Source organism: Thalassospira mesophila (assembly GCF_002115755.1).
GTDB classification, from domain to species: Bacteria; Pseudomonadota; Alphaproteobacteria; order Rhodospirillales; family Thalassospiraceae; genus Thalassospira; species Thalassospira mesophila.
Window position 1 is genome coordinate 22,851 of record NZ_JFKA01000009.1, and the last position, 13,612, is coordinate 36,462.

Sequence of the window (13,612 nt, forward strand, 5' to 3'; positions counted from 1 at the left end):
TCCAGCCCTCCCTTATGCCGTTGGATCGCTGTAGCGGCGATGGAAATATTTGTCACTAAACACCGCCAGGACCAGAACCAGACCGATAACGATGCTTTGCAACGATGTATCCACACCCAACAGTGCCATGCCACTTTGCAAGCTTTGCATCACCAGCGCCCCGATCAGCGCGCCGTAAATCGTACCAACCCCGCCCGCTAGCGATGTGCCGCCAATGACAACGGCTGCAATCACGCGCAATTCATCCAGCGTTCCCAGATCATTCCCGGCAGATTGCAACCGCGCCGATGAAATGGCAGCACTGACCGCGCAAAGAAGGCCCATCAGGGCAAAAACTGCAACGGTCATACGTTTGACATTAACCCCGGCCAGCTCAGCCGCCTGCGGGTTGCCACCAATGGCATAAACATAGCGGCCAAATCGCGTGCGTTTGGCAACCACCGTTAAAACAATGGCAACAACGGCAACAATCAGAAGCGGGATCGCAATACCATGGGAAATTTCAAGGTTTTCCGGGGTCGCGGGCAGGCCGCGCTGCGCCAGAATTTTTTCTGCGGCACGCGATGGCAAATAATAGGCGTTCAGCGTAATCACCGCGACCAGAACCAGACCGGCCTTGACCGCAGCATTGGTGCATTCCGCCCACACCGGTTTGACCGGAAATTCAAACGAAAGCCTGCGCCGTCGATCCATGATCGCGGCATAAATAATCGCAGCTATTGCAACGATGGCGGCAATCCAGCTCCACATCGCGCCGATCGTGCCATTAATGCCGCCGCCCAATAGAATAAAATTGGCATCCAGCGGGGCCACAGTGCGCCCTTGTGTTACCCACCACGCAGCACCGCGCCACACAAGCAAGCCGCCAAGCGTCACAATGAAGGCAGGCACCCCGAGATAGCCAACCGCAACACCCTGAATACCGCCAATAAGCGCACCAATCACCAGCCCGGCAAACAGCGTGATAATCCAGGTCATTGGGTGGTTATAGGCTAGAAATTGCGGCAAAATATCGGTCTGGATCACGCCCATAATCATGGCCAGAACGCCAAGAATGGAACCAACCGACAAATCAATATGACGGGTGACAATGATCAGCACCATGCCACAGGCCATAACAGCAACAGATGCCGTTTGAACCGACAGGTTAAACATATTGCGCGGCGTTATAAAACGCCCGCCCGATGCCAGGTCAAAGCCGATCCAGATAATCAGCAAAACCACGGCCAGACCGACAAGGCGGCGGTCAATTTCCATTTTGGCAAGAAGTTGGGTCATATAATGTGCTCGTCAGGCAGCGGGGCCGGAAAGCTCGCACCTCCGGCCCCGTGGTTTCGCAAGGTCGAATGAAAGGACAAACGCCTAGTTACAGGCGGCGACCTTGGTGTCTGTCACACCCTTGCACACCACATCCTTGCTAACCCACCCCGCATCAATCACAAGGTCAAGCTTGTCCTGGGTGATGGCAACCGGATCCAGGAAATAGGATTTCATGATTGTGCCGTTCGGGCTTTTCCAGTCCTGCGTGCCTTTAACATCGCCAAGTTTAGTGCCTTTGGCCAGCTCAACCGCAATTTCGGCCGCGCGCTGCCCCAAAAGGCGGGCGTCTTTCCAGACCGAAACGGTTTGTGTGCCCAAGGCAACCCGGTTAAGGGCGGCATGGTCGCCGTCCTGCCCGGAAACGGGAATACCCTGCATGCCCTGTGCGGCAAGGGCGGCAATCGCGCCGCCTGCTGTGCCGTCATTCGATGCGACAACGGCGTCAACCTTGTTGTCCGCCGCAGTCAGGAACTGTTCCATGTTGCGCTGGGCGATGGCGGGCTGCCAACTCTCGGTATAGGCCTCGCCAACAACCTTGATATCGCCGCTATCAATGGCAGCTTGCAAAACTTCAAGCTGGCCCTGATGCAGGATATCGGCGTTAGGGTCGGTCGGTGCGCCCTTGATGAAAACGTAATTGCCTTTGGGTTGCTTGGCAAAAACCGCCTCGGCCTGCAGTTGGCCGACTTTTTTGTTATCGAAGGTAATGTAATAGGCGTTCGGATTTTCGATCAGGCGGTCATACCCGACAATCGGAATGCCTTCATTAACCGCTTGGGTAATGGCAGCCCCGATCGAGGATGAATCCTGTGCCAGCACAATCAGGGCATTTGCCCCGCGCGAGATCAGGCTTTCAATATCGCTTAGCTGTTTGCTGGGCGAGCTTTGGGCATCGGCACTAATATAGTCAGCACCGGCGGCATCCAGTGCCTTGACGATGGCGGCTTCATCGGTTTTCCAGCGCTCTTCCTGAAAATTGGACCAGCTGACCCCGACAACCAGATCGGCAGCAAATGCATGTGTAGAGAGCAACACGGTGCCCGCAAGGGCGACCGAGGAGAGGAGCTTTTTCATTTGTTTCTTCCCTGAATGAATGTGCTTGGTGCGACATTTATTTTTATTATCGAAAAAATGTTGACGTGTCCGGCCAGCGCTGTCAAATTTTTTTTAGTCCATGAATTAAAAAATATGCATTTGTGCGTCTTTTTTGCCAAAACCCTGTCATCACAGATTGGATTTTTGATGAAAAAGCATGTTGCATCGCAAAATTTAATTCACCAACCAAAAATAAGTAAGAAATCAGGAAACGCCATGACCGCCAGTTACCATGATCTTAAAGGGAAAACCGTTCTCGTCACCGGGGGTGCCTCGGGAATTGGCGCATCACTAGTGCGGGCTTTTTGTGCCCAGGGGGCCACTGTCGGCTTTTTTGATATTGATGACAGTGCCGGGGAAAAACTATGCGACCTGATCGAACAGGAACTTGCTGTTCGCCCGGTTTATATGTCGCTAGACCTGCGCAATCAGGACGCCATTCCCGTTGCCATCGGCGAACTTGCCACCCGGATTGGCACGATTGATGTGCTGGTCAATAATGCCGCCCGCGATGACCGCCACAGCCCGGCGCAAACCGGCCCGGCGGAATGGCGCGAGCGGCTGGATGTTAATTTGTCGCACCAGTTTTTTTGTTCGCGCGCGGTTGCCCCGGCAATGGCAGAACAAGGGCACGGCAGCATCATTAATTTCAGTTCGGTCAGTTATTTGATGGGGTTGCCTGATCTGGTAGGGTACGAAACCGCAAAGGCGGGCATTATTGGCATGACCCGTGCGTTAGCGCGTGATTGGGGGCGCGATGGCATTCGTGTTAACACCGTTATTCCCGGTTGCATCATGACCCAGCGCCAGCTTGACCTGTGGATCACCCCCGAAGACGAAGCCCGCATTCAGGAACAACAATGTTTAAAACGCCGCCTGATCGGTGAAGATGTTGCACAAATGGTATTGTTTCTGGCATCAGATGTATCGTCGGCCTGCACATCGCAAAGCTTTATTGTCGATGGCGGGCTGGTTTAACCGTCTTTGCACTTCACATTGGGATATGCCCGTGTTTGTTAAACTGGCATAACCGAACCCGCCTTTTGTTGCTTCCCGCTAAATTTCGAGTTGATCATGCCCCAGCACACTGCCCCGCAAAAAAACGAACCGGTCATCATTCGCGAACAAGCCAACCCTTATCGCGATTGTATTCAGGGGCTGGCCAACCAACCCATTACCGTGGTGCGTTTGCTGCGCGATGCCGTAAACGAAAACCCCGTCGTCGCCCGGGACCGCAAGTTCAATGTGCCGGAAATTCACGATATTGTCGGGCGGCTGGTTGAAAACCGGCCCCGGGTCGCCATCATTGCCGGGGCACCAGACCACCCCGCCCATCTGCTTGACCGGCCCCAGGCATTAATGGCCGCCATTCGGATATGGGAGCAGGGCGGGGTGCCGTTTTTGTTTCATGTCCCGGTTATTTGTGATGGCACAGCGCAAAACAATATCGGTCAAAGTTATTCGCTGGTATCGCGCAATAATACGGCAGCGGCGGTTAATATCACCTTTGAAGGCCACAGCTATCATGCAGCCTACGTGATTGCCGGGTGCGATAAATCACCTGCCGCTGTTGTCGCCGGGTTGGCGGCGGCCGATCTGGCCCGCGCCCATCGCGGCGATCAGGCCCCGGTCTGGGCGGTGTTTGCACCGTCGCATGTGCTTAAAGGCGGTGAAATACCCGATGGCACAAGGCGGTTGCTCAATAAAATTGCCGATGATGCCGACCATGCCGGGCACGATGACCTTGGCGGCGATATCCGCGAAAATATGCGCTACATCCTGCAATGCACGTCAGACGAGGCCTTTGCCGGTCTGCTTGAACGCGCCCGTTTGATTGGCATTATTGACAGTGCGACGGAACGCCGCGTGCTTGACGAACTGGCGGCCGCCACCTGTGATTCCAAGGGCGGCATTTGTGCGTTTAACGGTACTGGCAATTCATCACGCACCATGCTGGCCGCATTCGGCCTAACCCCGCCCGAACTGGAACTGCTCACCGATGTTCCGCCCTTTGCCGCGGTTGCCGTCGGGATTGATGCGCTGTTTTCGGCTTTCAACAAACCGGAATATGCGATCAGCAATTTGTTAAAGCGCAATTTTGCCAATTTTGTCCGTGTCCATAATGCCACCGGTTCGAGCAGCAATATGTTGCTGCATCTGCCGTTCATGATGCGCTATGCCGGGTTTGACATTACGATTGACGATTATCAGGACGTGCGCACCACAACGCCGGTTCCCGAAATTTTCGCCCACAGCCTGACCGAAAACCGCGACACCTTTGTTTTGGCCCAACAAATGGCCGAAGGCAAAAACCGGGGCATGGAAAGCATTTACCGTGTGCTAAGCGACCTTGGCGTGGAAATGGACCTTGATGCCCCGACCATTTTGGGCAAAAGCTGGGCCGAACGAATTGCCAACCTTGATAACCCTGTCGATCTTTCGCTGGGCGATAAATCGGTTATTCGGGCAACGCCGGTTCGCCAACGATCCGGGGTGGATGTGATCACCGGCAGCTTTTTTGAAAACTGTGCGGTTAAAACATCGGGCATGAGCGACCATTTGCTTAGCCATTTTAACGACCATGTTTTTATCGTGCGGTATTACGAAAACGAACATCTGTGCAACGCCGATTTTGCCGCCGCCGATATGGTGGACCGCCTGATGAAAACCGAGGGTGTCGACCCTGAACTGATTGCCGCTATCGTTAAACGCAATGGCGGTGACGTTACGGATGGCACATCATCGCACGATATGCTGGCACAGGGCCTGTTATCCTTCGCCTTTGTCATTGGCGGGCAGGGGCCACAGGCCTATGGCATGCCCGAAATGTTTGCGCCATCGCAAAACCTGCGCCATCACCGCATTCTTGAAGCATCGAGCATGCTGATCACGGACGGGCGTTATTCGGGTGTTACCAAGGGGGCCTGCATTGGCCATATGGTGCCCGAGGCTTTTGTCGGGGGCGGGATTGGACATTTGCAAAACGGCGATGTGCTGCGCCTTGATTTAACAAAACTGACGCTGGACTGGCTGGACCGCGATGCATTTGTCGCCGGGCAGGAAATTGTTGCCAACCCGGCGGATTTGCCAACCCGCGCCCCGTTATTTGCCGAACGTCAACACCGCATGATCAACCGCCAGCAAGATATTGCTGCCAGTAATGTTATGGATCATGTGTCGAACGCGGCACGCGGCATCGTGCCTGATGTGGTTGACCGGCGCGCCGTAAATCCGTGGCGATAACGCCAGTTTTGTAGAAACCTTAAAGCCCCCGTTTCGCAACGGGGGCTTTAATTCCGGCTAAAACCCGTGTAACGCCCCGCCATCAACCACCAGAATTTCCCCGGTAACATATTGCGCCGCTGGCGATGCAAGATAGGTCATCGCCCAGCCAATATCTTCGGGCGTGCCAAAGCGGTCCATCGGGATGCGCGCCTTGATTTTTTCAAACCGGGCCGGGTCGGTTTTGGTGGCTTTTTCAAACAAATCGGTCTTGATCCAGCCCGGCGCCACACCATTGACCCGGACATTTTCGGGCGCAAGCTCGGTCGCCAGCGACCGCACCATTCCGACATAGGCTGACTTGGCGGCCGAATAACCAATCACATGCGGTATCCCCAAAAACGATGCCATCGATGCCGTAAACAGCAACGATCCACGGCCCCCTTGTTTTAACTGCGGTAAAAACGCCTGGCTAAGGGCAAAGGCACCGGTAACGTGGGTGTTCATCACACTGGTAAAATCATCTGTCGTCATGTCGGCAAACGGTTTTTTGACGGTATTGCCCGCATTGTTGACCAGAATGGATACAGGGCCAAACCGGCTTTCAACATCACGGGCAAAGGACTTGGCGTTTGCCGTATCTGTTACGTTAAAGGCAATTGTACCAACATTATCGCCCAAATCCTGTTTTGCCATCGCCAGTTTTTGCTCGTTGCTGCCCGTCAGGATCACCTCGGCCCCGGCACTGAAAAAGCATTTGGCAATGGCACGGCCAAGGCCGCCGCTGCCCCCGGTAATCAGGGCACGGTGACCGGCCAGCGAAAAGGCATTCATCGTCATTTTTCATCCCCGTTTTCGGGTTGATAATCGCCAAAACGGATCAGAATTTTGGTAATCGCACCAGGGGCCGCTGCCCATTCGCGCATGGCGGCATCGGCGGTATCAATCGGCACGATTTTTGAAATGATGATATCGGCACAGGCCGGGTTATCTTCAAGGTACCGGGTGACGTGTTTGAAATCATCGCGCGTTGCCCCGCGTGACCCCAGAATTTCAATTTCCTTGGAAACAAACAGGCGCGTTTCATATTCGACCGGCACCTTGGTGTAACCCACATAAACCACGCGGGCACATTGCGATGCCGCATCGACAGCCTGACGAAAGGTATGCGGGCTGCCTGCGGCCTCCAGAATAACTGACGGGCCGTCGCCGTTTGTCAGGGCCAGCAAGCGATCAACGACATTTTCGGTGGCGGCATTAACCATATTGACCGCCCCTAACTGACGGGCGATCTCGAGTTTCTGTGCTGAAAGATCCACGGCAATCACGTGCGCGCCTTTGCGCAGGGCGGCCAGAACAATGCCCAGCCCGATCATGCCCACACCTAAAACCGCAACGGTTTCGCCCGGTTCAATCCGCGCCCGTTCCACGGCATGAAAACCGACCGCCAATGGCTCAATCAATGCCGTGTCGCGCGGGGAAAGGGTGTTAACCGGGATGATATGGTTGTGGGGAACACAGGTATATTCCGCCAGCGCCCCTTCACGTTGCACCCCCATCGTCTGATTATTGCGGCATGCATTGGGCCGGTTTTTGCGACACGCAAAACATGTGCCGCAATTAAAATAGGGCAATATGGTCACCCGTTGCCCAACGCCAAGGGATGCGGGGACATCGTCGCCGATATCGTCGATAATGCCCGAAAGTTCATGTCCGGGAACCCGTGGAAAATTCACCAGCGGGTTCCGTCCCTGAAAACTGCCAAGATCGGACCCGCAATAGCCAACATAAAGCAGACGAACGCGCACTTCACCGGGGCCGGGGGCCGGAATGGCCCGCCGGGTCAGCGAAATGCTGCCCGGCGCGTCAATACATATGGCTTTCATGTGTGTATTCATGATTGTTACCTGCCTTTTATGCCACGCCAAAACGATCAAGGGCATCGTCACGCAAGGTGGTGCCTGCACCGGGTTGTTGGGGCACAAGGAAATAACCGTCCTTAACTGTTGCCGGGTCGGTAAAGCATTCACGCAGCCACGGGATATATTCCAGCATGGTGTTGGATGGATGGCCGATGGCGGTGTGGATATGGGTTTGCATCATGTCCCCCACATGCGAGACCACCGGCAATCCATAATTCAGGGCCATATCGGCAACCTGTATCCATGGGGTAATGCCGCCTAACCGGGCAACATCGGGCTGGGCATAATGCAGGGCCCCGGCCTCGATAAAGGTTGCAAAATTGTGGGGTAAATAAAGCTGCTCGCCCAAGGCAATCGGGGTTGAGATGCTTTCGGCAAGGCGCTTGTGGCTAAACACATCATCATACCAAAGCGGTTCTTCAAACCACATCACATCGGTATCGGCCAGATATTTGCCAAACCGCATTGCCGTTGGCAAATCCATCAACCCGTTGGCATCAACCGCCAGGGTAACATCAGGGCCAATGGCCTTGCGCACGGCTTCAAGGCGCTTGATGTCGGTGCTCAGGTTCGGGCTGCCCACCTTGATTTTAACCCCGGTATAACCGTCATCCTGCACAAGGCGGCGACAATCATCAATCAGGGTTTCCATTGGCCAGTTCAGCCAGCCACCATCGGTATTATAAGCACCAATTTTACGGGCATTGCCGCCCATTTCCTGCCACAACGGCATGCCGCTGGCCTTCGATTTGATATCCCACAGCGCAACGTCAATGGCACCAAGGGCAAGGTGGGTTATGCCGCCCCGGCCAACCCATTGCACTGGCGGGAAACGTTCCATTTCACGCCACAGGGCGGTCACCTCCAGCGGATTGCGCCCGATAATCAAATCAGCAAAGCAGGTTTCAATGCATTGCGTGATCAAACGGTCGGTCGGCAAATGGGCATGGGTGCCCGAATAGCCATAACCGATAATCCCGGCATCGGTTTCAATCATCACCCCCGGCGCGCCCCAATGGGTCAGGGTGTGGGTGCTGTCTGAAACGCCGTTGCGGGTAACAGGAACATGCAGGATGAAGGTTTTAAGGGCCGTGATTTTCAATTGACCAGTTCCTTTAAATACGGTTTCAGCGATAAAGCAATTGGGGCAGGGCAAGGCTGAGTTGCGGGATAAAGGCCAGCAAAAACAGCACAATCAAAAGCGGGATGAGGAAAGGTGCGGTTGCCTTGACGCATTCTTCAAAGCGCACACCCGATACGCGCGACAGCACATAAAGCACCATGCCAACCGGCGGTGTTAACAGCCCTAACATCAGGTTGAGGATAACGATGATGCCAAGGTGAACCGGGTCAATACCCACCGTGTGGGCAATGGGCAGAAGAACCGGCACCAGAATGGTAATCGCAGCAATTGTTTCCATGAAACAGCCAACAATCAGCACCAGAACCATCATCATGAAAATGATCAGGTATTTGTTGTCGGTAAAACCAAGAACGAAATTTCCCAGATGCTGCGCCGACTGGTTGGCCGTTAAAATCCAGGCAAAGACTGCCGCCGCCCCCACAATCAGCATAATCGCCGCTGTTGTTTCAACGGTGTCCATGGTCACGCGCAACAAATGGCGGATGGTCAATGTGCGATAAACGGCAAGACCTAACACCAGCGAATAGGCCACCGCGGCAACGGCGGCTTCGGTCGGGGTAAACAGGCCGGTGGAAATGCCGCCAATAATGATCACCGGGGTCATCATCGGTAAAAAGGCATCCTTGCTGGCCGTGCCAAGGCCCGACAATGAAAAGGCACGGTCCCTGGGATAGTTCCGGCGGTGCGAATACCACGCTACCATTGCCATTAAGGCAACGGCCATTAAAAGACCCGGCACCACACCGGCCAAAAACAGCTGCCCGATCGAGACCTGCGCAATAACGCCATACAGGACCAGAGGTAAGGACGGCGGGATGATGGGACCAATGGTGGAAGAGGCCGCCGTAATGCCCACGGCAAACCCGGTTTCATACCCGGCATCGCGCATGGCCTTGATTTCAACATTGCCAAGGCCCCCGGCATCGGCGACAGCCGCGCCCGACATCCCGGCAAAAATCACGCTGGCACCGACATTAACATGACCCAGCCCGCCGGGCAGCCAACCGACAAGGGCGCGGGCAAAGTTAAATATGCGCACCGTGATACCGCCGGTATTCATCAAATGACCGGCCATGATGAAAAACGGCACGGCGAGCAATGGAAAGCTGTTAACCCCGTTGATCATATTATGCAGCATGCTGATCGGCGGCATGCCCGCGATGATCAGGTAAACCAGCGATGACCCGGCAAGGGCAACGGCAACCGGCGCACCACACACCAGCAAAACTGCCAGAAGAATAAACATGATAGCAAGGCTCATGGGGCGGGCCTCCGCAGGGTGTGAAAACCACGCACCAGTGTGACAAGTGCGGTAATGGCAAGGCAGACAACCACGGCCCAGAACAGGTATCCGCGTGGCACATCTATGCTGATCATGCGTTGATGCCCGACACGATTGGCCAGTGCGGCCCCCGACCATGCGGCATAGCCAAAAAACGCCGCACTGATCATGTCCATCAGGAAAAACAGAAAGCGGGATGCTGTTTTGGGAATGTAGAGGTGGAAGAAATCCAGATAGATATGGCTTTTCTTGCGCGCACAAATAAAGGCACCGGAAAACGTCACCACGATTAACAAATAGCGAGCAATTTCTTCGGTCCAGGGGATAGAACTGTTAAGCGCGTAGCGCGAAAAAAACTGTAGGAAAACGACAAGAATAAGCGCCCAGAACACTGCAAAAACAGGGGCATCCCACCATGAAATATCGCTGATGTCGGTTTGCTGAGCGTCGATTTGCGAGGTGATTTCCTCGGCAATCTTCTGGTCGTATGAGAGGTTGTTCATTGCCACCTTCACCACGCTTGACCGGGGGGAGGCGAACGGCACCTGCGCCGTTCGCCCTGCATGACAGGATATTACTGCCCGATTGCTTCAAGACGTTTGAAGGTCTCTGGCGACCACGGCATGTTGTCCTTCTGCAAAAGCGGCTGGACGATATCCATGAAGGGTTGACGGTCAACGTCATGGACATTGACACCTTTGCCCTTGAACCAGGCGACCAGACTGGCTTCCTGATCGCGAACATCCTGTGTTGCCTTGGCAGAAGCATCTTTCAGGATGGCGAAAATGATTTTGCGATCTTGATCTGAAAGGCTGTCATTGGTCACACCCGACATAATCGTGGTCAGGGTTGCTGTGGTGTGGCTTGTCAGGCTGATATCGCTTTGGACTTCGTAAAACTGGGCTGCCTTGATGGTGGGCAGCGGGTTTTCCTCGGCATCGACAACACCCTGTTGCAGGCCAAGATAAACTTCGGAAAAGGCCATCGGGGTGGGGTTGGCGCCAACAGCTGTGGGGAACAGGGTATAAGCCGGAGCATTGGGGACGCGAATTTTAAGGCCCTTCATGTCGGAAGGTTTCAGGATTGGCTTGTTCGCGGTTACCTGACGGGTGCCATAATAGGTGTGCGTGATCAGGACGTTGCCGGTCGCGTCCTGATAGCCCTTTGCCATTTCATCGCGAAGGGCACTGTTCCAGAAGGCCTGCCAATGATCAAAGTCGCGAAAAACAAACGGATAATCCAGAATGCCGATCTCTGGATAGCTTTGCGCCATAAAGGCCGGGCCGGTGTAAATCAGATCAATGGTGCCCAGTGACAGGCCTTCATTGATGGCTTCTTCGTTGCCCAGCGAAGATGACGGAAAAACCTGCATTTCATAGCGGTCATCGGTCTGTTCTTTAATCGCCCTGGCCGCGTCAAGCAGCACCTTATGGTACGGCGTTGATTCATCATAAACATGGGCGAATTTTAAAATTGTGGTCGCCTGTGCCGTGGTGAACAGCCCTAGCGTCAGCGATGCCGCCAATGTGACAGCAGGAACTATTTTGCGCAGTGAAAAAGACATCGGGTTTCCTCCCATGGAAATATATCGGTGTGGCGTGTTTTTGCTTTTGTTGGATACGAGACCTAGCAAAAATGGATATTGAGCGCAATATCCATTTTAAATGAATTGACGAAATACCGGATCGCAGGGGATAAAACGGGGAAAATGAGGGCCCGGATGAAAACCGAACCACCGCGCATCAATGATGCGGTTTATAAAATTCTGAAATCAAACATCGCCCAGGACCGGATTCCCTGCGGGGTCCGCATTCGCGAAACCGACGTTGCCCGAATGCTTGATATCGGGCGGGTGCCGGTGCGCGCGGCCCTTGCCCGTCTGCAAGAAGAAGGCGCACTTGTCAGTGCCAGCGGGCAGGGATATGTGCGCACCGGCAACGCTGCGCCAGATGGGGCACGGTTTGGCGAGCTTGACCTTGATATTGATCCCGAACTGCAAGGCGTGCTGGGCAACCGCAACTGGCGCATGCGTATATTTGACGAAGCCGAATTGACCGTGGCATCGGCCCTGGTCTTTGGCACCTATCGCATTAGCGAGGCGCGGCTGGCGGGGCACTATGGTGTTAGCCGCACGATTGCGCGCGAATTTCTAAGCCGGATCGAACGGGTCGGGCTGGTATGCCAATTACCCAATGGTCGCTGGCAGGCAGGCCCCATGACCGACAAGGACATTCGCGACCATTACGCCATGCGCTGCGCACTCGAACCTTTGGCGCTTCGCACGGTGGCCGGGACCCTTAAAAAATCATCGCTTGGTAAAATGATTGCCCGCCTTGAAGCCGCCCAGCGCCGGATTGAAACGGTAACGACGGATGATATTTTGCGGCTGGAAAAGGATTTGCACGTTGATATTATTCTTGGCGGCGATAATCGCCCGATGAACGATGCCATTCATCGCAGCCAGTTACCGCTGATTTCAACCCACATTTCCTTTGTCGCAACCCAGTCCTACGACATTGTCGAAAGCACCATCACCGAACATCTCGCCATTGCCTTCGAGCTAAAAGCGGGAAATGCCATGGCGGCATCGTCGCTTCTTGAACAGCATTTGATGCGCGCGCGCGAAACCACCTTGCGCCGTCTCTCGGACTTGCAAGACAGCCATCTGCCCAACCGGCCCGACTTTATGGTGCCGGTGTAAAAACGGTCTGGGAATGCAGGCACATATCAGCCAGTTTCCATAATCGCAAACAACTGGCTATCGCGGTCTTTTGCCGGGGGCAGGCCGAACATGCGGCGATATTCGCGGGTAAACTGCGACACACTTTCATACCCCACGGCATAGGCCGTACTGCTTGTGGTCATCGCTTTCGACATGATCAGGCGCCGGGCTTCAATCAGGCGCAACTGTTTTTGAAACTGCAGGGGCGACAGTGACGTTACGGCGCGAAAGTGTTGATAGAAGGATGACGGGCTCATGCCTGCAGTATCGGCAAGGCGGTCGGCAGTCAGGGTTTTATTAAACTCAGCCTGCATAAGGGCAATTGCCCGGGCAATCCGCTGGTTGTGGCTATCAGGCCAGCCCAATTGGCGAATTTCCGCGCCATGCGGGCCGATCAATAACCAGTAATGCAGTTCACGCACCAACTGCGGATACAGAATTTTTATCGATTCAGGTCGCTCGCATAATCGTATCAACCGCAAGGCTGCCTCGGCAACGTCTGGTTCGGTAGGTGCTGCGCGCACGGCAATGTCGTTGGTGTCGGCTGGTGCCGCCATTTGCACCGCAAGATCGGCAATAATCGAACGGTCCAGATCAAGTACCAGCGACAGATAAGGTTCCGTTTCGCTTGCCTGTGTAACTTGGCTGACGGTCGGCACATCAGCCGTAATCAAAAGGGTATCGCCCGCCTTTAATGTAAGGTTATTGGCCCCCATTGCCACCTGTTTTCCGCCTTGAACGACCAGACAAACCAAAGGCCGCGAAATGGCATAATCAAGCCCCCCAGGTGCCGTTGCACAAATGGTGGTTAGCCCCGGAATGGGGGTTTGGGCAATGCCGCCACGGTTGGCATTTGCGGCCGCGTATGTTTTTACACTCGCTAAAAGCTGACTGGTCATGCCCAG

General features: G+C 54.6%; 12 protein-coding genes. 3 read left to right on the forward strand and 9 right to left on the reverse strand.

All coding sequences use genetic code 11. The features are described 5' to 3' along the window. Positions 1-12: 12 nt before the first annotated feature. Positions 13-1,278, reverse strand: coding sequence for a sugar ABC transporter permease (locus TMES_RS16735; RefSeq protein WP_245835494.1), 1,266 nt, complete (start codon positions 1,276-1,278; stop codon positions 13-15). 84 nt (positions 1,279-1,362) lie between these two features. Next, the gene (gene xylF / locus TMES_RS16740) at positions 1,363-2,394 is read right to left on the reverse strand and encodes a D-xylose ABC transporter substrate-binding protein (protein ID WP_085584649.1); all 1,032 of its coding nucleotides are present in this window, start codon (positions 2,392-2,394) and stop codon (positions 1,363-1,365) included. Positions 2,395-2,631: 237 nt separating this feature from the next. Here xylF and TMES_RS16745 point away from each other — a divergent pair, with 237 nt between their 5' ends. Both TMES_RS16745 and TMES_RS16750 read left to right on the forward strand, forming a co-directional pair. Beyond that, positions 2,632-3,393: an SDR family NAD(P)-dependent oxidoreductase gene (locus TMES_RS16745; protein ID WP_085584846.1), complete on the forward strand. Its 762-nt coding sequence runs from the start codon at positions 2,632-2,634 to the stop codon at positions 3,391-3,393. Positions 3,394-3,489: 96 nt separating this feature from the next. After that, positions 3,490-5,658 carry a dihydroxy-acid dehydratase domain-containing protein gene (locus tag TMES_RS16750; protein ID WP_085584650.1) on the forward strand — a complete coding sequence of 723 codons (2,169 nt, stop codon included), beginning with the start codon at positions 3,490-3,492 and terminating at the stop codon, positions 5,656-5,658. A 57-nt stretch (positions 5,659-5,715) separates the two neighbouring features. Here the strand turns inward: TMES_RS16750 and TMES_RS16755 are convergent, their stop codons facing one another. From TMES_RS16755 to TMES_RS16780, 6 genes are all read right to left on the reverse strand, one after another. Next, positions 5,716-6,477, reverse strand: a complete 762-nt coding sequence (locus TMES_RS16755; RefSeq protein WP_085584652.1) for an SDR family NAD(P)-dependent oxidoreductase — start codon at positions 6,475-6,477, stop codon at positions 5,716-5,718. Next, positions 6,474-7,535: a zinc-binding alcohol dehydrogenase family protein gene (locus tag TMES_RS16760; RefSeq protein WP_245835495.1), complete on the reverse strand. Its 1,062-nt coding sequence runs from the start codon at positions 7,533-7,535 to the stop codon at positions 6,474-6,476. The genes TMES_RS16755 and TMES_RS16760 overlap by 4 nt, the downstream gene beginning before the upstream one ends. Positions 7,536-7,551: 16 nt before the next feature. After that, entirely contained in the window at positions 7,552-8,661 is a 1,110-nt protein-coding gene (locus TMES_RS16765) for a mandelate racemase/muconate lactonizing enzyme family protein (RefSeq protein WP_085584656.1), read from the reverse strand. A 25-nt stretch (positions 8,662-8,686) separates the two neighbouring features. Further along, complete coding sequence (locus tag TMES_RS16770; RefSeq protein ID WP_085584658.1) at positions 8,687-9,964, reverse strand: TRAP transporter large permease; 1,278 nt, start codon at positions 9,962-9,964, stop codon at positions 8,687-8,689. Further along, positions 9,961-10,488 carry a TRAP transporter small permease gene (locus tag TMES_RS16775; protein WP_085584660.1) on the reverse strand — a complete coding sequence of 176 codons (528 nt, stop codon included), beginning with the start codon at positions 10,486-10,488 and terminating at the stop codon, positions 9,961-9,963. The genes TMES_RS16770 and TMES_RS16775 overlap by 4 nt, the downstream gene beginning before the upstream one ends. A gap of 71 nt (positions 10,489-10,559) precedes the next feature. Continuing rightward, entirely contained in the window at positions 10,560-11,549 is a 990-nt protein-coding gene (locus TMES_RS16780) for a sialic acid TRAP transporter substrate-binding protein SiaP (protein WP_085584662.1), read from the reverse strand. Positions 11,550-11,705: 156 nt separating this feature from the next. Here TMES_RS16780 and TMES_RS16785 point away from each other — a divergent pair, with 156 nt between their 5' ends. After that, positions 11,706-12,686, forward strand: coding sequence for a GntR family transcriptional regulator (locus tag TMES_RS16785; protein WP_158091262.1), 981 nt, complete (start codon positions 11,706-11,708; stop codon positions 12,684-12,686). Positions 12,687-12,712: 26 nt separating this feature from the next. On the opposite strand, the gene TMES_RS16790 is transcribed toward TMES_RS16785, so the two are convergent. Next, a complete protein-coding gene (locus tag TMES_RS16790; protein WP_085584666.1) occupies positions 12,713-13,606 on the reverse strand; it encodes an AraC family transcriptional regulator in 894 nt (297 codons plus the stop codon). Positions 13,607-13,612: the final 6 nt, after the last annotated feature.